This is a genomic window from Streptomyces sp. NPDC006925, assembly GCF_042869575.1.
Classification (GTDB): Bacteria; Actinomycetota; Actinomycetes; order Streptomycetales; family Streptomycetaceae; genus Streptomyces.
On sequence record NZ_JBIAGB010000013.1, the window covers coordinates 15,282 to 32,692 of the forward strand.

11 protein-coding genes are annotated in these 17,411 nt (G+C 72.4%); 9 read left to right on the forward strand and 2 right to left on the reverse strand.

All coding sequences use genetic code 11. The features are described from left to right. Window positions 1-239: 239 nt before the first annotated feature. From ACFYNS_RS18755 to serA, 5 genes are all read left to right on the forward strand, one after another. Window positions 240-3,629, forward strand: a complete 3,390-nt coding sequence (locus ACFYNS_RS18755) for a putative bifunctional diguanylate cyclase/phosphodiesterase (protein WP_388603939.1) — start codon at window positions 240-242, stop codon at window positions 3,627-3,629. 264 nt (window positions 3,630-3,893) lie between these two features. Continuing rightward, a complete protein-coding gene (locus tag ACFYNS_RS18760) occupies window positions 3,894-5,756 on the forward strand; it encodes an acetolactate synthase large subunit (protein ID WP_360299754.1) in 1,863 nt (620 codons plus the stop codon). A 27-nt stretch (window positions 5,757-5,783) separates the two neighbouring features. Further along, window positions 5,784-6,308: an acetolactate synthase small subunit gene (gene ilvN / locus ACFYNS_RS18765; RefSeq protein ID WP_019355759.1), complete on the forward strand. Its 525-nt coding sequence runs from the start codon at window positions 5,784-5,786 to the stop codon at window positions 6,306-6,308. Between the two features lie 78 nt (window positions 6,309-6,386). After that, complete coding sequence (gene ilvC / locus ACFYNS_RS18770; protein WP_360299757.1) at window positions 6,387-7,385, forward strand: ketol-acid reductoisomerase; 999 nt, start codon at window positions 6,387-6,389, stop codon at window positions 7,383-7,385. Window positions 7,386-7,780: 395 nt separating this feature from the next. Next, entirely contained in the window at window positions 7,781-9,370 is a 1,590-nt protein-coding gene (serA, locus tag ACFYNS_RS18775; protein WP_075002453.1) for a phosphoglycerate dehydrogenase, read from the forward strand. A gap of 221 nt (window positions 9,371-9,591) precedes the next feature. Here the strand turns inward: serA and ACFYNS_RS18780 are convergent, their stop codons facing one another. Then, window positions 9,592-10,824 carry a helix-turn-helix domain-containing protein gene (locus ACFYNS_RS18780; RefSeq protein ID WP_360299759.1) on the reverse strand — a complete coding sequence of 411 codons (1,233 nt, stop codon included), beginning with the start codon at window positions 10,822-10,824 and terminating at the stop codon, window positions 9,592-9,594. A 252-nt stretch (window positions 10,825-11,076) separates the two neighbouring features. Between ACFYNS_RS18780 and ACFYNS_RS18785 the strand changes: the two genes are divergently transcribed. From ACFYNS_RS18785 to ACFYNS_RS18795, 3 genes are all read left to right on the forward strand, one after another. Continuing rightward, window positions 11,077-12,003, forward strand: a complete 927-nt coding sequence (locus ACFYNS_RS18785; protein ID WP_360299762.1) for a proline dehydrogenase family protein — start codon at window positions 11,077-11,079, stop codon at window positions 12,001-12,003. Between the two features lie 67 nt (window positions 12,004-12,070). Beyond that, window positions 12,071-13,702: an L-glutamate gamma-semialdehyde dehydrogenase gene (gene pruA, locus ACFYNS_RS18790; RefSeq protein ID WP_360299765.1), complete on the forward strand. Its 1,632-nt coding sequence runs from the start codon at window positions 12,071-12,073 to the stop codon at window positions 13,700-13,702. A 359-nt stretch (window positions 13,703-14,061) separates the two neighbouring features. Continuing rightward, window positions 14,062-14,190 (forward strand): hypothetical protein, encoded by a 129-nt coding sequence (locus ACFYNS_RS18795; protein WP_019355765.1) that lies wholly within the window; start codon window positions 14,062-14,064, stop codon window positions 14,188-14,190. Window positions 14,191-14,297: 107 nt separating this feature from the next. On the opposite strand, the gene ACFYNS_RS18800 is transcribed toward ACFYNS_RS18795, so the two are convergent. Next, the gene (locus ACFYNS_RS18800; protein ID WP_388603942.1) at window positions 14,298-15,914 is read right to left on the reverse strand and encodes a purple acid phosphatase family protein; all 1,617 of its coding nucleotides are present in this window, start codon (window positions 15,912-15,914) and stop codon (window positions 14,298-14,300) included. 150 nt (window positions 15,915-16,064) lie between these two features. Between ACFYNS_RS18800 and ACFYNS_RS18805 the strand changes: the two genes are divergently transcribed. Next, on the forward strand, window positions 16,065-17,132 hold the full coding sequence (locus ACFYNS_RS18805; RefSeq protein ID WP_388603944.1) for a 3-isopropylmalate dehydrogenase: 1,068 nt from the start codon (window positions 16,065-16,067) through the stop codon (window positions 17,130-17,132). Window positions 17,133-17,411: the final 279 nt, after the last annotated feature.

Sequence of the window (17,411 nt, forward strand, 5' to 3'; positions counted from 1 at the left end):
GCGAGAGGCAACGCTACGGATCCGTATGACTGCACCCTGTACCGAGCTTCCCTCTTATGGTTACGTTCCGTATTGGGACTATGTCCCTGAGTGACGAACCTGGTGTATCGTCCCGATCGGGGGGCGAAACCCGGACACGAGGGGGGCGACGGGCGAATGTACGATCAACGGACGAACTGCCGTGCGGGCCGCGGGGACGGCGCCCGCGAACATTCCAACTCTCCAGCGGATTTCCCGCGTTGCGGGGCTCCGGCGCAGGTGTCCCGGAACGGCCGGACGGGCGCGGCAACGCGACCCCCGTCTCCACGGGTGGCGCGATGACCACCCACGAAGCGGCCCCCAGGCGGGGCCCGTGCTGGACCGGCACACCGACCGCCCGCCCCACCGGCACTGCCCGGAGCGAGGCACCGCCGCCCGCGCCGCACCCCGCGTATCCACCGCACCCGCGGCAGCGGCGGCACCCCCGGCCGACCTCGGCGGCCCGCCCGTCGCGGACCGTGCCACGGACCCGAGCGGCGACACCGACGCTGCCGCCCACCGCCCGGCCGCGCGGAGGAGGCTCCGACAGCGGCGGACGCAGCACACTGCTGCCGCAGTTGGCCCTCATCGTGGTCTGCGCCGCCTACGCCGTGGGCGCGGCCTTCGGCTGGGGGTCCGAGACGGTCGCCGTCCTCATGGGCGACTTCGGACTCAGCGTCGCCGCGCTGCTCGCCGGTGGCTCGTGCCTGTGGTACGCGCGCATCCAGCGGCGGGAGGCGGCCGGCCATCTGTCCGCCCCCGCCCGCGCCCGGTTGGAGGCCAGCCGCCCGGCCTGGGTGCTCTTCGGCCTCTCCTCGCTGATGGCGGGGTTCGGCAACGCGGTGTGGGGCTGGTACGAACTGGTGCTGCACCAGGCGGTGCCGCGCCCCTCGCTCGCCGACTTCTGCTTCCTGCTGTTCGCCCCGCCGGCCATCGTCGGGCTGCTGGTGCTCGCCAAGCGCCCGGTGACCCGCGCCGGCTGGGTCTGCCTCAGCCTCGACGCCTGGCTCATCGGCGGCTCGCTGCTGACCCTCTCCTGGTCGCTCGCCCTGGCCCACACGGCCTACTGGGAGGGGGACTCGGTCGCCAGGGCAGCGCTCAACCTGGCCTATCCGCTGCTCGACATCGTGCTGGTCAGCATGGTGCTGGCGCTGCACTTCCGGCGCTCCTCGGCGCACCGCAGCGCCATCAACACCGCCATCGGTGCGCTCGCCCTCACGGTGCTGTGCGACGCGCTGTTCACCTCCCCGATGCTGCGTGAGCACTACTCCTCGGGGCAACTGCTGGACGCCGGGTGGTTCGCGGGCTCGCTGCTGCTGGCCTACGCACCCTGGGTCGGCCGGGCGCGCAGGAGCCGCGGTGCTGCGGCGTCCGACGCCGCCGCGCAGCAGCCCCTGGCCGCCACCGACCGGCAGGCCGAGGCCCGGGCCACCAACCCCAGCCGCCCCATCTCGGGATCGCTCAGCGCGCTGACCCCCTACCTGGCGGCGGCCGTCTGCACCCTGGGCATCCTCTACAACTCGGTGGACGGCCGCGACATCGACCGCGTCGTCCTCTACACCGGCTGCACGGTCGTCCTCGCGCTGGTGCTGCGCCAGGGCATCATGCTGCTGGACAACATCACGCTGACGAAGGAACTGGCGCAGAAGGAGAACCACTTCCGCTCCCTGGTCCAGGGCTCCAGCGACGTCATCATGATCACCGCGGCGGCGGGCGCGCTCCGCTACGTCTCCCCCGCCGCGGCCGGGGTCTACGGGCGCAGCGCCGAGGACATGGTGGGCTGCGAGCTCTCCTCCCTGGTGCACCCCGAGGACCTGGGCCAGGTGAACCACGAGCTGCGCCGCTTCCTGGCCACCTCCGCCGACCGGGAGTCCAGCACCCGCGTCGAGTGCCGGTTCCGGCACGGCGACGGGCACTGGCTCAATGTCGAGTCCACGGTCAACCGCTACCAGGGCGGGCTGATCTTCAACAGCCGGGACGTCACCGAGCGGGTGCGGCTGCAGGCGCAGTTGCAGCACAACGCCTCTCATGACGCCCTCACCGACCTCCCCAACCGGGCGCTGTTCACCGAGCGGGTCCGGCAGGCCATCGGCGGTCGCCGCGGGGGCGACTGCGGTACCGCCGTGCTCTTCATCGACCTGGACGGCTTCAAGGCGGTCAACGACACCGTCGGCCACCAGGCGGGCGACGAACTCCTGGTGCAGGCGGCACGGCGGCTGCACGACTCCGTGCGCTCCGGCGACACCGCGGCCCGGCTGGGCGGCGACGAGTTCGCCGTCCTCATCCGCGGCGACGGCGAGCCGGGGCGGATGCCGGACGCCGAGCGCGAGCTGCGCATCCACGACATCGCCGACCGGCTGCGGGTCACGCTCTCCGACCCGTACCGCGTCGAGGGCACGGAGCTGCGGGTCGCCGCCTCCATCGGCATCGCCTTCGCCGAGCCCGGCATCACGCCCGGTTCCCTGATGCGGAACGCGGACCTGGCGATGTACCGCGCCAAGCAGGCGGGCAAGGGCCGGGTGGAGCTGTACGCGCCGCAGATGCAGGCCGAGGTGGTCAAGCGGGCCGAGCTGGCGGCGCGGCTGCGCAGCGCGCTGCACGACGGCGAGTTCGCGCTGCTGCACCAGCCGATCGTCGAGCTGGCCAGTGGCAAGATCACCGCCATCGCGGCCGAGGCCCGCTGGCGGTCGGCCCAGGGGATCCTGTTCACCCCGGCGGAGTTCCTGCGTACCGAGGGCGCCTCGGCCCGGGAGGCGCGCGGGGCCGGTGGCGAGCGGGCCGCCGAGGTGAGCCGATGGCTGCTGGAGGAGGCGGTGCAGCAGGCCGCCGCCCGCCAGCGCGCCGGGTACGGCGCCCCGGTGACCGTGCGGCTGCCCGCGCGGCGGCTGACCGAGCCGGGTATGGAGCCGCGCAGCATCGGCGCCCTGCTGGCCCGGCACGGGCTCGCGGCAGCACCGGGCCCCACCGGCGGTACCGCCCTGGGCGCACCCGCGGCCAACGCGGGGGTGCCGGGTGCGCCGGGTGCGCTGATCCTGGAGCTGTCGGACAGCGATCCGCGGATCCCGCTGGACGAGCTGGAGCGGCGGCTGACGGCGCTGCGTCGGCTCGGGGTGCTGATCTCGCTGGACGGCTTCGGCAGCGGTTATGCGGCGATCTCCGCGCTGCGCAGGCTGCCGGTGGACATCCTGCGGCTGGACCGGGGGCTGACGGACGGGATCCTGGAGTCCACCCGGCAGCGCAAGATCACCTCCGGGCTGCTGCGGATCGCCGGGGACCTGGGGCTGACCACCGTCGCGGAGGGGGTCGATCTGCCGGAGCAGGCCACGTTGCTGCGCGAGATGGGCTGCACCCACGGCCAGGGGGCGGTCTTCTCCGGTCCGCTGGACGAGCACCGGCTGCGCACCGCGCTGGCCCGCGGGGTCTACGCGGTGCCCGAGTCCACCCGCAGCGGCGGGGTCTCCGGGTACGGCGAGGAGCACCCGGAGGGCCGGGGCGCGGCTGTGACGGTGTCGGCGACGGTGCCCCTGGCGCGCGGCGCGGGGGCACTGCCGGTGGGGCAGGAGGGTGCGTCGGACCCGTTGACGCACTCGCCCGCCTCGCCCAAATGCTGAGACGGCCGTCCCACTCACTTGACACTCGGGGCTTGACGGGGAGAGGGTCAGTGCCATGCGCACCCGAATTCTCGTACTTGGACAGCGCGTCGGCTGACCGCGGGACCCATCCGATCCCGCGTCCACCAGCGGCGCGCTCCCCTCGCTTGCCTCACGGCACGGGGGGTTTTTTGTTGCACCAGCACCTGAGCACGAACCAGCGGTGAACCGAAGAAACCGCCCAAAACGAGCGTCAACCCTCACTCTCCGAGAAGAGATAAGCCGATGACCGATCAGGCCACCGGGGCCCCGAAACCGCAGCCGCGGGCCCGCAACAGCGGACAGTCCAACTCCGTGCCGGCCCAGGCAGCCCCCCGCATCACGGGCGCCCAGTCCCTCATCCGCGCTCTCGAGGAAGTCGGCGCCGACACCGTATTCGGCATCCCCGGCGGCGCCATCCTGCCCGCCTACGACCCGATGATGGACTCCTCCCGGGTCCAGCACGTCCTGGTCCGGCACGAGCAGGGGGCCGGGCACGCGGCCACCGGCTACGCGCAGGCCACCGGCAAGGTCGGCGTCTGCATGGCCACCTCGGGGCCCGGAGCCACCAACCTGGTCACCCCGCTCGCCGACGCCCACATGGACTCCGTGCCGCTGGTCGCCATCACGGGGCAGGTCGCCACCTCCCTGATCGGTACGGACGGCTTCCAGGAGGCCGACATCTGCGGCATCTCGATGCCGGTCACCAAGCACAACTTCCTGGTCAAGGACCCCGACGACATCCCCAGGACGATCGCCGAGGCGTTCCACATCGCCTCCACCGGCCGTCCGGGCCCGGTGCTGGTCGACATCGCCAAGGACGCGCTCCAGGGGGAGACCGCCTTCCAGTGGCCGCCCACCACCGAGCTGCCCGGCTACCGGCCGGTCACCAAGCCGCACGGCAAGCAGATCCGGGAGGCCGCCAAGCTGCTGGCCGAGGCCCGCCGCCCGGTGCTCTACGTCGGCGGCGGCGTCCTGAAGGCCGGCGCCACGGCGGAGCTGAAGGTGCTCGCCGAGCTCACCGGCACCCCGGTGACCACCACGCTGATGGGCATCGGCGCCTTCCCCGACAGCCACCCCCAGCACCTGGGGATGCCGGGGATGCACGGCACCGTCGCGGCGGTCACGGCACTGCAGAAGGCCGACCTGATCATCGCGCTCGGAGCCCGCTTCGACGACCGGGTCACCGGCAAGCTGGACTCCTTCGCCCCGCACGCCAAGATCGTCCACGCGGACATCGACCCCGCCGAGATCGGCAAGAACCGGGCGGCGGACGTGCCGATCGTCGGGGACGCCCGCGAGGTGCTGGCCGACCTCGTCGTCGCCCTCCAGGCCGAGGCGGCCGAGCACCCCGACCGGCGCGGTGACCGCTATGCCGAGTGGTGGACCCTGCTGGACCGCTGGCGCACGACCTACCCGCTGGGCTACGACCTGCCCGAGGACGGTTCGCTGGCTCCGCAGCAGGTCATCCAGCGGATCGGGGAACTGGCACCCGAGGGCACCATCTTCGCCGCGGGCGTCGGCCAGCACCAGATGTGGGCGGCCCACTTCGTCACCTACGACCAGCCCGCCACCTGGCTCAACTCGGGCGGACTGGGCACCATGGGCTACGCGGTCCCGGCGGCGCTGGGCGCCAAGGTCGGGATGCCCGACCGCGCGGTGTGGGCGATCGACGGCGACGGCTGCTTCCAGATGACCAACCAGGAGCTGGTCACCGCCGCCCTCAACGGTGCGCCGATCAAGGTCGCGATCATCAACAACGGAGCGCTGGGCATGGTCCGCCAGTGGCAGACCCTCTTCTACAACCAGCGCTACTCCAACACCGTCCTGCACAGCGGTGAAGAGGGCGAGCCCGGCCGGGGCACCCGCGTGCCCGACTTCGTCAAGCTCGCCGAGGCCATGGGCTGCGTCGGCATCCGCTGCGAGGACCCCGCCCAGCTCGACGCGGTCATCGAGAAGGCCAACGCCATCAACGACCGGCCCGTCGTCGTGGACTTCATCGTCCACGAGGACGCCATGGTCTGGCCGATGGTGGCGGCCGGCACCTCCAACGACGAGGTCATGGCGGCCCGCGGGGTCCGTCCCGACTTCGGCGACAGCGACGACTGACCGGGAAAGAACGGAAGGCACCGAACGATGTCCAAGCACACGCTCTCCGTGCTGGTGGAGAACACCCCCGGCATCCTGGCCAGGATCGCCTCGCTCTTCTCCCGCCGCGGCTTCAACATCGACTCGCTCGCGGTGGGTGTCACCGAGCACCCCGACATCTCGCGCATCACCATCGTGGTGAACGTCGAGGACCTGCCGCTGGAGCAGGTCACCAAGCAGCTCAACAAGCTGGTCAACGTCCTCAAGATCGTCGAGCTGGAACCCGCCTCCGCGGTCCAGCGCGAACTCGTCCTGGTGAAGGTCCGCGCGGAGGGCGAGACCCGCTCCCAGATCGTGGAGATCGTCCAGCTGTTCCGCGCCAAGACCGTCGACGTCTCCCCGGAAGCCGTCACCATCGAGGCCACCGGCAGCGCCGACAAGCTGGAGGCGATGCTGAGGATGCTGGAGCCGTACGGCATCAAGGAACTGGTGCAGTCCGGCACCATCGCCATAGGGCGCGGCGCCCGCTCCATCACCGACCGGAGCCTGCGTGCGCTGGAGCGCACGGCCTGACCCCGCCCCCGACCCCTCCGCCCGCCCGGCCGTCATAGGTTGGGCAGCACCCATCATCAGCACAAGGAGAAACCCCAAGTGGCCGAGCTGTTCTACGACGACGACGCCGATCTGTCCATCATCCAGGGCCGCAAGGTCGCGGTCCTCGGATACGGCAGCCAGGGCCACGCCCACGCGCTGTCCCTGCGCGACTCGGGCGTCGACGTCCGGGTCGGCCTGCACGAGGGCTCGAAGTCGCGTGCCAGGGCCGAGGAGCAGGGCCTGCGGGTGACCACCCCGGACGAGGCGGTCCGGGAAGCGAACGTGGTCATGGTCCTGGTCCCGGACCCGCTCCAGGCCAAGGTCTACGAGGAGTCCATCGCCCCCCACCTCGAGGACGGCGACGCGCTCTTCTTCGGCCACGGCCTGAACATCCGCTACGACTTCATCAAGCCCCCGGCCTCGGTGGACGTCTGCATGGTCGCCCCGAAGGGCCCGGGCCACCTGGTCCGCCGCCAGTACGAGGAGGGCCGCGGCGTGCCGTGCATCGCGGCCGTGGAGCAGGACGCGAGCGGCGGTGCCTTCGCGCTGACGCTGTCCTACGCCAAGGCCATCGGCGGCACCCGCGCGGGCGTCATCAAGACCACCTTCACCGAGGAGACCGAGACCGACCTCTTCGGCGAGCAGGCCGTGCTCTGCGGCGGTACGGCCGCGCTGGTCAAGGCGGGCTTCGACACCCTGGTCGAGGCCGGCTACCAGCCGGAGATCGCCTACTTCGAGTGCCTCCACGAGCTGAAGCTGATCGTGGACCTCATGTACGAGGGCGGCCTGGAGAAGATGCGCTGGTCCGTCTCCGAGACCGCCGAGTGGGGCGACTACGTCTCGGGTCCGCGGGTGATCAACGACCAGACGCGGGCCGAGATGAAGAAGATCCTCGGCGACATCCAGGACGGCTCCTTCGCGAAGAACTGGATGGCCGAGTACAACGCCGGTCTGCCCCGGTACAACGAGTACAAGAAGGCCGACGAGGAAGGCCTGCTGGCCACCACGGGCAAGAACCTGCGCTCCCTGATGAGCTGGGTCGACGAGGAGAAGTGACCCTCGTCCGGCGGTGAGCAGCCGTCCCGGCCGCGCCCGCGCCTCCGCGGAACCGGAGCGCACCCGCGGCCGGGACGGGCACGTCCGCGTCCGGGGTTCCGCACGGACCCCCGGGCGCGGACGCGCAGCGCGACGGGCGGGCGCCGGGTGCGCCCGCCCGGAGCGGAATCCGCCGGAATCCACCCGAACCCGTCCCGCCCCACGCGCCGGGTGTTCCGTTCCGCGGCCCCGAGGGCACGATCAGGGGCGGAGGCCCGCCCCGCAGGCGGTGTGGACCGATCGGCCACATCGGGGCGGTGCCCTCGATAGACTGCGGGTCCACAGGCTCACAGCGTCGTGCGTCTGCTCCTCCCGCCCCGCAGGGAAACGCGCCGTCCCAAGAATTTGGAGACCACGTGAGCAAGCCCGTAGTACTCATCGCCGAAGAGCTGTCGCCCGCGACCGTCGAAGCGCTGGGGCCGGATTTCGAGATCCGGCAGTGTGACGGCGCCGACCGGGGCGAACTCCTCCCCGCTCTCGCCGATGTGGACGCCGTTCTCGTCCGCTCCGCCACCAAGATCGACGCCGAGGCCGTGGCCGCGGCGCACAAGCTCAAGGTGGTCGCCCGCGCCGGAGTCGGACTCGACAACGTGGACGTGCCCGCCGCCACCAAGGCGGGCGTGATGGTGGTCAACGCCCCCACCTCCAACATCGTCACCGCGGCCGAACTGGCCTGCGGCCTGCTCATCGCCACGGCCCGGAACATTCCGCAGGCCAACACGGCGCTCAAGAACGGCGAGTGGAAGCGCAGCAAGTACACCGGCGTGGAGCTGAGCGAGAAGACGCTCGGCGTGGTCGGCCTGGGCCGGATCGGTGTGCTGGTGGCCCAGCGGATGTCCGCTTTCGGGATGAAGGTCGTCGCCTACGACCCGTTCGTGCAGCCGGCGCGGGCCGCGCAGATGGGCGTCAAGCTGCTCTCGCTGGACGAGCTGCTGGCCGTCTCGGACTTCATCACCGTCCACCTGCCCAAGACCCCGGAGACCCTCGGACTCATCGGGGACGAGGCGCTGCACAAGGTCAAGCCGAACGTGCGCGTGGTCAACGCGGCGCGCGGCGGCATCGTCGACGAGGAGGCGCTGGCGGCGGCCATCAAGGAGGGCCGGGTCGCGGGCGCGGGGCTGGACGTGTACGCCTCCGAGCCGTGCACCGACTCCCCGCTCTTCGCCTTCGACCAGGTCGTGTGCACCCCCCACCTGGGGGCCTCCACCGGTGAGGCGCAGGAGAAGGCCGGTATCGCGGTCGCCAAGTCGGTGCGGCTGGCCCTGGCGGGTGAGCTGGTGCCCGACGCGGTCAACGTGCAGGGCGGGGTGATCGCCGAGGACGTGCGCCCGGCGCTGCCGCTCGCCGAGAACCTGGGCCGGATCTTCACCGCGCTGGCCGGCGAGGTCGCCGTCCGGCTGGATGTGGAGGTGTACGGCGAGATCACCCAGCACGATGTCAAGGTGCTGGAGCTGTCCGCGCTCAAGGGCGTGTTCGAGGACGTGGTGGACGACACGGTCAGCTACGTCAACGCGCCCCTGTTCGCCCAGGAGCGCGGGGTCGAGGTGCGGCTGACCACCTCCAGCGAGTCCGCCGAGCACCGCAACGTGGTGACCGTGCGGGGCACCCTCGCCGGCGGCGAGGAGGTCTCGGCGTCGGGCACGCTGTCCGGCCCCAAGCACCTCCAGAAGCTCGTCGCCATCAATGAGCACGGTGTGGACCTCGCGGTCGCCGATCACATGGCGTTCCTGCGCTACAGCGACCGGCCCGGTGTCGTCGGCACCGTCGGCCGCGTCCTGGGCGAGGCGGGCGTCAACATCGCGGGCATGCAGGTCTCCCGCGCCGAGGAGGGCGGCGAGGCGCTCGTCGCGCTGACCGTCGACGGCACCATCGGCGCCGCGGCCCTCTCCGAGATCGCCGACGAGGTGGGCGCCACCCACGCCCGGGCGGTCAACCTGACCGAGTGACGCGGGCCCCGCGCCAGGGGCCCACGCAGGCAGAACGGAAGGGCCGCACGGAGACCGCGTGCGGCCCTCCGTCGCGTCCGGGCCCGCACCCCCTCCGGTGCCCGACCTGCCTTCGCGTCGGGCGCTGTCGCGGGTACGGGCACCGCGAACGCCGGCCGCCGGGGCCCTGGCCCTGTTCCGGTCCCGTCCGGCGCCCTCGTGGCAGCAGGGCCGCGGGGAGGTCACAGCCGGGCGGCCTTGAGCGCCATGTGCAGGAGCAGGCGGTCCTCGCCCTCGTCCAGGTCGAGGCCGGTGAGGCGTTCGACCCGGGAGAGGCGGTAGTAGAGGGTCTGCCGGTGGATGCCGAGCGCTGCGGCGGCGCGGCCCGCCTGGCCCGCGCAGTCGAGGTAGACCTCCGCGGTACGGGCGAGCTCGCGGTGGGTGGCGCGGAGAAGGTCCTGCACAGCGGGATCGGGTGCGGTGCCAGCGGTGCGGGGGATGCCGGTGAGCATCCGATAGGGCCCGATGGCGTCCCACTCGGCCAGGGCGCCCGGCCGGGGTTCGGCCGCCGCGGCGCGGGCCGCGGCACGGGCTTCGTACCAGGCTCCCGACAGGTCCGACAGCCCGCTGCGCGGGCTGCTCAGCCCGGCGGTCGGTGCCGGAGCCCCGGTCTCCGGGTCGGCGCTCCCGGCCCGGCCCGGCGCGCGCAGCAGCCGGTCTGCCGCCGACCGGGCCGCCTCCAGGCCGTGCGGGGTGCGCAGCCGCACGAGCGTGGCCAGCGCCCCGTCCCGCACGCACTGGGCCGCGAGCCGGGGGAGGGTGGCGGGGAGCGGTCCGCGGACCGCGGTCGCGTCCTCCTCCGGCCAGGGCAGCACCGCCACCAGCACCAGTGGCCCGTACGCGGTCTCGCCCAGTGCCGTCCGCAGCCCGGCGACGGCCTCGTCCCGTGCGGCCCCGCCGCGCTCGGCCAGGGCGGCGTGCAGCAGTTCCCCGGTCTGCTCCTCGGCGCGGGAGTCCGCGGCCAACTGGGCGCCGGTGCGCTCTGCGACCGCCATCGCCGCGGCCAGCCGGGGGTCGGTGAGTTCCAGCGTGCCGTCGTCCAGCAGCCAGATGTAGCCGTGCACGACGCCGCGGTCGCGTACCGGCAGGCAGATCCGGCCGTGCACCAGGCCCGCGGCCGGGTCCGGCGGCACCTCCTGGCCGGAGGCCGGGGGAGGGATGCGCACGGGGCCGCTCGCCCGGGCGATGCCGTAGCTCTCGAAGAAGGCGCGCACGGCGGGGGTGGAGCGCCGCTGGAGGATGGTGCGGGTGCGTACCGAGTCGAGCGCGGGGCCGCCGTTCTGCCCCTCGTCGCCGTCGGCACCGCCCTCGTGCGCCCCGAAGGCGATCAGCGAGAAGTCCCGGCTCTCCAGCGTGGCCGGGGTGCCCAGCAACTGGGAGACCTCGTCGATCAGCGCCTGGTAGTCCTCGCGCATGCCGTGGCCTCCTGTGCCTCGCGCCGTGCCGTCTGTCCCTCGCGGCCGTGCCGTACCGCGCCGCCGCAGCGGCCCGCGTGTCCCGTCGGTCCATTCTCATACATCTGTCTGAGAGCCGGGCCACGGACGCGTGACACCTGTCGATGGCCCCGGTGGTGGAGCGATCCTTAACTTCTAGGTGGCTTCCGCGTCACGCCTCCGCTGCGCGTGCGCCATCGAGCCACCCGCAAGAAGACTCCGTGGAGGTGCCCCGTGCTGGGACCCGTGCTCCTCGCCGCCGCGCGCAGCGACAGCATCCGCCGCCTCGTTTCGGCCGCTCCGGTGACCCGCCCGATGGTGGACCGGTTCGTGGCGGGCGAGCGGCTCGATCCGTGTCTGGACTCCGTCGCGGCGCTGGCCGCGCGCGGTATGCAGGTGACCATCGACCACCTGGGCGAGGACATCACCGACCGGTCGGAAGCTCTCCGTAACCGCGACGCCTACCTCGCGCTGACCGACGCGCTGGCCGCCGCCGGGCTCGCCGAGCAGGCCGAGATGTCGGTCAAGCTCTCCGCCTTCGGCCAGGCGCTCCCGGGCGGGCACGACCTGGCGCACGACAACGTGCTGCCCGTCGTCGAGGCCGCTGCCGCCGCCGGTACGACGGTCACGCTCGACATGGAGGACCACACCACCGTCGACTCGACGCTGGCGATCCTCGCGCAGCTGCGCGAGCGCTTCCCCGGTACCGGTGCCGTGGTCCAGTCGTACCTCTTCCGTACCGAGGAGGACTGCCACGCGCTCGCCGGCGAGGGCTCCCGGGTCCGGCTGGTCAAGGGCGCCTACAAGGAGCCCGCCGAGGTCGCCCACCAGGACAAGCACGAGGTCGACCGGGCGTACGTGCGCTGTCTGAAGATCCTGATGGCCGGTGACGGCTACCCGATGGTGGGATCCCACGATCCCCGCATGGTGGCCATCGCCCAGAATCTGGCCGAGCGTTACGGTCGAAAGCGGGACGAGTACGAGTTCCAGATGCTCTACGGCATCCGCGCGGCCGAGCAGGAGCGGCTGGTCGCGGACGGGCATCGGATGCGCGTCTACGTTCCGTACGGCACCGACTGGTACGGATACTTCATGCGGCGGCTGGCGGAGCGCCCCGCGAACATGGGCTTCTTCCTGCGCTCGCTCGTCACCAGCAACTGAGAACACCGCATCCGGGCACCCGACCGGCGCCCCACCGACCGTCCGAACCACGACCCGAGGAGCAACCGTGGACGCTGTGACCCAGGTCCCCGCCCCGTACAACGAGCCGGTGCACACCTACGCGCCCGGCAGCCCCGAGCGCGCGCGCCTGGAGGCCAAACTCAAGGAGCTGGGCGACAGCCCCCGCGAGCTGCCGATGACGATCGACGGCGTCAAGCGGATGGGCGGCGGCGAGCGTGTCGACGTCGTCCAGCCGCACAACCACCGGAAGGTCCTGGGCACCTACGCGACCGCCACCCGGCAGGACGCACAGGACGCCGTCGACGCGGCGCTCGCCGCGGCCCCGGCCTGGCGTGCGCTGTCCTTCGACGACCGGGCCGCGATCATCCTCAAGGCCGCCGAGCTGCTCTCCGGCCCCTGGCGCGAGACGATCGCCGCCTCCACCATGCTGGGCCAGTCCAAGACGGCGCAGCAGGCCGAGATCGACGCGCCCTGCGAGCTGATCGACTTCTGGCGCTTCAACGTGCACTTCGCCCGTGAGCTGATGACCGAGCAGCCGCTGGTCCAGCCCAACGGGATCTGGAACCGCATGGACCACCGCCCGCTGGAAGGCTTCGTCTACGCGATCACGCCGTTCAACTTCACCGCGATCGCGGGCAACCTGCCCACGGCCCCGGCGCTGATGGGCAACGTGGTGGTCTGGAAGCCGTCCCCCACCCAGACGCACTCCGCCGTGCTGCTCATGGAGCTGCTGGAGGAGGCCGGGCTGCCCAAGGGCGTCATCAACCTGGTGACCGGCGACGGCAAGGAGGTGTCCGAGGTCGCGCTGCCGCACCCGGACCTGGCCGGCGTCCACTTCACCGGCTCGACCGCCACCTTCCAGCACCTGTGGAAGTCCGTCGGCGAGAACATCACGAACTACAAGTCCTACCCGCGGATCGTCGGCGAGACCGGCGGCAAGGACTTCATCGTCGCCCACTCCTCGGCCGACCCGGCCGTGCTCAAGACCGCCATCACCCGCGGCGCCTTCGAGTACCAGGGTCAGAAGTGCTCCGCCGCCTCCCGCGCCTACCTGCCCCGCTCCCTGTGGGAGAGCGGCTTCAAGGACGACCTGGCCACCGAGGTGCGGGGGCTGTCCATGGGCGATGTGACGGACCTGTCGCACTTCATCGGCGCCGTCATCGACGACCGGGCCTTCGCCAAGAACAAGGCCGCCATCGACCGCGCCGCGGCCGATCCGTCCTGCGAGATCCTGGTCGGCGGCAGCTGTGACGACAGCACCGGCTACTTCGTCTCGCCGACCGTCATCGTCTGCTCCGACCCGGAGAACGAGGTCTTCAAGGCCGAGTACTTCGGCCCGATCATCGCGATCCACGTCTACGAGGACGAGAACTGGGACGCGATGCTGGACCAGATGGAGTCGGCCTCGGCGTACGCGCTGACCGGCGCCGTCCTGGCCAAGGACCGCGCGGTGCTGGCCGCCGCCTCGGAGAAGCTGCGGTTCGCCGCGGGCAACTTCTACCTCAACGACCGGCCCACCGGGTCCATCGTCGGCCAGCAGCCCTTCGGCGGTGCGCGGGCCTCGGGCACCAACGACAAGGCGGGCTCGAAGTTCAACCTGATCCGCTGGTCCTCGCCGCGTGCGATCAAGGAGACCCAGGTCGCGCCGACCGACTACCGGTACCCGCACATGGGCTGACGCCCCCGTGGTCCCTGTGCGATGAGGGCCCGGCCCCCTTCTCCGCCCGTACGGAGGGGGCCGGGCCCGCCCCTTTTCCGCTCTTCCCCCCGTCTTCCCACCGGCCCGCCGCGACGGGGCCGGTGTGGGGCTCGTCTCAGATAGTAGGAAGCCCAACTATTTGGCGAGACATCACGGGCTCCGGCTCCTATCGTTGTAGGAAGCCGATCGTCCCGCTCGACCGAGCGCTTCGCGGGTGCGACACCGTGCGTCTCCGGCAGGTGATCCCTGCCGCACCGGTTGTCCCCGCACCGTTGGCTGTCCGGCAGATCTCTCCTCGCGTCTTGCGTTCCACGCCGTGCAGAAGGAGTTGCATTCCTATGGCCACGCCCACAGCCACCCACGTCCCCGCCTCCCGCGTCCGCCGCTCCCGTGCGGCGGCCCGTCTCCGCGAGGAGGACCGCCGCAAGGCAGCCGAGGCCCTCCAGCGGGCCTTCGACCGCCGCTGAGCGACCGTCGCCGAGCGGCACCGCCGAGACGCCGCTGTGTCGCCGTCCGGCCGGGTCCGTGCTCCGCGGTCCTCCGCGGGGACGGTGCCCGGCCGCGGCGGAGCGCTTCAGCGGCGGCGCACCGCGAAGTGATCGATGCGCCGCCCCGACTGCGCCAGCGCCGTCACCGAGAGTGCGGGCCGTGGCCCGGGACGGGACTCCACCGCGAGGAAGGAGAACCCGGTGTAGCGAACCCGGGACCACTCCACGCGGTCCTGCTCGGCGCTCCGCTCCCCGGTCCAGCGGATTCCCGGAACGCTGTCCCGGTCCCGGACCTGCCCCTCGTGGCTGTCCGGTGCCCGGAAGTCGTACAGCTTGCGCCCGCCCCCGCCCGCCGTGACGTACACGGTCCCGTCCGCCACCGGGTCGGTGGTCTCGCCGCTCCGCAGTGCGCGGGTGGGCCTGCCGCCGCGCAGCGGGTCGGTGCGCTCGTAGACGTGGTTGTGCCCGTTGACCACGAGGTCGACGTGGTGCCGCTCGAACAGCGCCACCCATCTCTCCCGTACCCCGCCGTCCGAGCCGTGGGTGGCGGTCGAGTACGCGCAGTGGTGGAAGAAGACGACCACGAAGTCGACACCCCGGTGGGCGCGCAGCCGCTGCAGTGTCCGCTCCAGCCACCGCGTCTGCGTCCCGCCGGTGCAGCCGCGGTTGGCCGGGATCTCGTAGGAGACGTCGTTGGCGTCCAGGGCCACCACGCCGACGTTCCCGTACACGAACGAGTAGATGCCGGGCGCCCGCTCCGGGTCGGGCCCGTCGCCGGGCAGTGACCAGCGTGCGGTCTGGCCGCCGTAGCCGTCGGGCGAGTACCAGGCTTCCATGTCGTGGTTGCCGGTGGTCACCATCCACGGCACCCGGCGGGCCACCGGTTCGATCTGGGCGAGGAACCGGTCCCACGTCCGCGCGTCGTAGCGGTCGGTTTCCTCGCCGTGCCCGGTCCCGTCGGCGTAGCAGATGTCGCCCGCGTGCAGATGGAAGGCCGGGTCCCGGTCGAGCAGGAGCCGGCCGGCGGTGCGCGCCTCGGGGCTGACGCCCTGGTCGCCGAAGGCGGTGAAGACGAAGGGCCGGGTGCCGTCGGCCGGGGCCGTGGTGAAGGAGTCCACGGTGTGTGACCGCTCGGGCGCCGCGGGGTCGAAGCCGTCGTGGCCGACGCCGTAGTAGTACGTCGTGCCCGGGCGCAGCCCCTCCAGACCGACGTGCAGGTAGAGCTGCTCGACACTCGGCAGCGCGCTGCTCAGTGCGGGGGTGTGCAGCGCGCGGGCCTCCGCCGCCACCTTGCCGCCCAGGTCCCACGGTGCGGTGCCCACCCGCAGGTAGGGGCGCCGGACCGGGAGCGGTACCTGCCAGGAGATCCGCATCTGCGACGCCGGGTCGGCGCCGAAGGCCAGGTGGCGGCCGGACGGAGCGACCAGCGCGCCGTCCACGGCGGTCCGGGGCAGCAGCGCCGCGCTGCCGCCGGGAGTGCTCACGCCGCCGCGCAGCATCCCGGCGTCCGCGCGCAGCGCCGCGGCGCCCGCCGCCAGCAGTCCGCCGCCGCGCAGCACCCCGCGCCTGGTCGGGCCGTTCGGCAGGACGGGACGGGCGCGTCGGCCGAGCTTCTCGCGCAGGTAGGCGTGCTGCTCGGCCATGCTCATGCGTGCGGCGAGCCGAGCGGGCACACCCAGGTCGGGCAGGTCGTTCGCGGCCATGGGGGAAAGGTCCCCACGGGGTCCAACTGGCGGGCGACAGGGGCGGATACGTCCGCTGAACAGCGTGCGTCAACCGGTGCAACCGCAGGCGTCGTCCGTCATGCGGACAGCTTTATGTCACAGCCTGGGACGGGGAGTAGTCTCTGGCGCATGTCTTCAGGAACGGCCTCCCGCACGGACCGCACCATCGACCTCGCAGTGATCTCCGGAGACGGAATCGGCCCGGAGGTCGTCGCCCAGGGCCTCAAGGTCCTCACCGCCGTCCTCCCGCCGGACGTCGCCCTGGAGACGCACGAGTACGATCTCGGCGCCAAACGCTGGCACGCCACCGGGGAGACGCTCACCGACGAGGAGCTGGAGCGGCTCGCGGGGCATGACGCGATCCTGCTCGGCGCCATCGGCGACCCCGGCGTCCCCTCCGGGGTGCTGGAGCGCGGGCTGCTGCTCAAGCTGCGCTTCGCCTTCGACCACTTCGTCAACCTGCGCCCCTCCACGCTCTTCCCGAACACCGAGTCCCCGCTGGCGGGCCGCCCGGAGATCGACTTCGTCGTCGTCCGCGAGGGGACCGAGGGGCCCTATGTGGGCAACGGCGGCACCATCCGCAAGGGCACCCCGCACGAGGTCGCCAACGAGGTCAGCGTCAACACCGCGTTCGGTGTGGAGCGGGTCGTGCGCGACGCGTTCGCCCGGGCGCAGGCGCGCCCGCGGAAGAAGCTCACCCTGGTGCACAAGAACAACGTGCTGGTGCACGCCGGCCACCTGTGGAAGGACACCTTCGACCGGGTCGGGCGCGAGTACCCCGAGGTGACGACCGACTATCTGCACGTCGACGCGGCCACGATCTTCATGGTGACCGACCCGGCGCGGTTCGACGTGATCGTCACCGACAACCTCTTCGGCGACATCATCACCGACCTCGCCGCCGCCGTCAGCGGCGGGATCGGGCTCGCGGCCTCGGGGAACATCAACCCCACCCGGCAGTTCCCGTCCATGTTCGAGCCGGTGCACGGGTCGGCACCCGACATCGCGGGCAGCGGAAAGGCCGACCCGACCGCCACCGTGCTGTCGGTCGCGCTGCTGCTGCGCCATCTCGGCCACGAGGCCGAGGCCGCCCGGGTCGAGGCGGCCGTCACCGCGGATCTCGCCGAGCGGGACGTCGCTCCGGTCCGCACCACCGACGAGATCGGCGACGCGCTCGCGGCCCGTGTGGCCGGCTGAATCGTCCGCCGGGTCGTCCGCGAGGTCCCCCGCGGAGCGGTCGGCACCGCCGGGGCTCCGCGGTCCGGGCACGGACTGCCACCGGCTGCCGACCCCGTGATCCGGCCCGTCCCGCCGTCGCGGCGGGACGGGCCGCGCGTGCACGCTTCTCGCACCCCTGTCCGAAAGCGTTCGACCGGCGCGCGATAATCGGAGAGTGGACAGCCCCGGGAGGCAGCTCCCGAGCCCCGGTATCGCGCTGTCGAGCGCGGTGGTGCCGGGGCAGCAGCGCGCTCGGAG

Excerpts from the sequence above, each read along its gene's own strand:
- ACFYNS_RS18760 (WP_360299754.1), top strand. The coding sequence starts at position 3,894 with ATGACCGATCAGGCCACCGGGGCCCCGAAACCGCAGCCGCGGGCCCGC.
- ilvN (WP_019355759.1), top strand. The coding sequence starts at position 5,784 with ATGTCCAAGCACACGCTCTCCGTGCTGGTGGAGAACACCCCCGGCATC.
- ACFYNS_RS18780 (WP_360299759.1), bottom strand. The coding sequence starts at position 10,824 with ATGCGCGAGGACTACCAGGCGCTGATCGACGAGGTCTCCCAGTTGCTG.
- ACFYNS_RS18795 (WP_019355765.1), top strand. The coding sequence starts at position 14,062 with ATGGCCACGCCCACAGCCACCCACGTCCCCGCCTCCCGCGTCCGCCGC.
- ACFYNS_RS18800 (WP_388603942.1), bottom strand. The coding sequence starts at position 15,914 with ATGGCCGCGAACGACCTGCCCGACCTGGGTGTGCCCGCTCGGCTCGCC.
- ACFYNS_RS18805 (WP_388603944.1), top strand. The coding sequence starts at position 16,065 with ATGTCTTCAGGAACGGCCTCCCGCACGGACCGCACCATCGACCTCGCA.